The organism is Candidatus Hakubella thermalkaliphila (assembly GCF_013281975.1).
Taxonomy (GTDB): Bacteria; Actinomycetota; Humimicrobiia; order Hakubellales; family Hakubellaceae; genus Hakubella; species Hakubella thermalkaliphila.
This window is the reverse complement of the sequence record NZ_BLRZ01000210.1, coordinates 1-1,850: the sequence shown is the minus strand read 5'-3', so window position 1 is coordinate 1,850 and position 1,850 is coordinate 1. Positions and strand designations below refer to the sequence as shown.

The window sequence follows — 1,850 nt, the reverse complement described above, 5'->3', positions numbered from 1 at the left end:
CTACCCATGACGAGTTGGTGAATGCTATCCAGGTAGTGCACAAAGGGTAGGCTCTTTCCTTCATGCCTAACAAACCCAGATGCCCTTCTGCTTCCCCCTTGGTCAAAAAGGGGTTAGGGTTAAAACCCTTGCCATCATCTTCTATCAACCCGTGAATAGTCTCTTGATTTACTTCAAATTTCAACGCCACTCGCCTGGCTTCAGCATGTTTTCTCACATTAGTTAAAGCCTCTTGAACAATCCGATAGATGGTTATCTCTACGGATGGGTGGAAACGTTTACGGCGCCCCTTTACCTCCATCTCCACAGAGATCGCGTTTTCACGTTGATATTGGTCAACATATCTCCGTAAGGCAGGAAACACGCCCAAATCCTCCAAGTGAGGGGGTCTCAAATTAAACATAAGTCTTGTAACATCATCCAAAGTGCCCTGGGCCATCCTTTTCATCTCGGAGAATTCCTCTCGAGCCCGTTTGACGTCCAAATCCAATAGCCTCTCGCAGGTCTGAATCCTATAGAAGAGGGATGCTATGGCTTGAGAGATGACGTCATGAACCTCCAGGCCGACTATCTTTCTCTCATCCTCCTGGGTTTGGATAGTTTTGGCCATCAGTTGCTCGAGAGCGCCTCGCTGGTAACTAATCTCCTCATACAACCTGGCATTCTCAATGGCTATGGCAGTCTGGCTGGCCAGGGTGGAGAGTAGATTTACCTCATCATCTGTATAATAGTGAGGAGATGGAGCATAGACGCTGAGAACCCCGATTGTCCCCTTTCTTATTATTAGCGGAACGCAAAGCATAGCTCTTATATGTCCTCTCTTGGCTGCCCCAAGATACCTGTATCTAGAATCCTTGGTAATATCACTAACAGCTAGTGGTTTGCCTTCTTTTGCCACCCACCCAGTAATGCCTTCCCCTACCCTGGACCTGAGGCCTTCAATGTACTCTTTAGTTAAACCAGAACTTGCCATAACGGTCAGTTCCTCTGTTGTTTTATCAATCAACTTCAGTGCACACATCGGGACGTGCAAAACCTGAGCGGTCTTCTCTATGATTAGAGCCAGTAACTTCTCCAGCTTAAGGGTAGAGGCTGTACTCTTAGCTACATCGTGCAAAGCAGATAGCTCCATAACCTTTTGCTTCGTCTCCTCATATAAGCGGGCATTCTCAATAGCTGTCGCTATTTCGCTGGCTAAAGCAGAAACCAGTGCAAGGTCATCTTCATTAAATGGCCCACCAACCAGCTTATTATTAACATTGAGCACGCCAATAACCTTGTCCTTCACTTTCAAGGGTACAGACAAGGCGGATCTTATCTCCTCTCTCTGGCTAACATCTTTAAAGCGAGGATCGGTGGCGAGATCCACAAGGAGTACTGGTTCGCCCTGCTGGGCTACCCAGCCAGCAATTCCTTCCCCGAGCTTTGTCCGAACTTGCTTAACAGCTTTATGATCAAGCCCACAGGCAGTTTCAATGCTCAATTCCCCTTTCTTTTCATCGAGGAGCATTATTGAACCTGTTTCTGCTTTCGTCACGCTGATAGCTCTTTCCATGGTTACATCTAGTATTTCCCGTAGGCTTAAGGTAGAACTTATAGCTTTCCCCACCTCGTACAGAGTAGACAACCCTACTACCCATGTGCTCAATTCGTCCCTTTGATAACATAACTCAGCTATGGTTCGAGCAAGGCTACATAGGAAGTCAACAGCATTGGGAATGGTCTCCTCGGGTAACCCTTTCATGCTTTTGGCTGCTGCCAGTAGGCTGCCTCTCATGATGCCCAGTTCATCTGCCAACCTGTTCACGCGGTCTACATCTAAGGGAATGCTTGGTGGCACACCTGCCAGC

1 protein-coding gene is annotated in these 1,850 nt (G+C 47.5%); it reads right to left on the bottom strand.

Annotation, left to right across the window (positions count from 1 at the left end):
* The coding region (locus HW443_RS10955) for a GAF domain-containing protein (RefSeq protein WP_219857249.1) at positions 1-1,840 on the bottom strand (1,840 nt) is incomplete at its 3' end.
* Positions 1,841-1,850 lie beyond the last annotated feature (10 nt).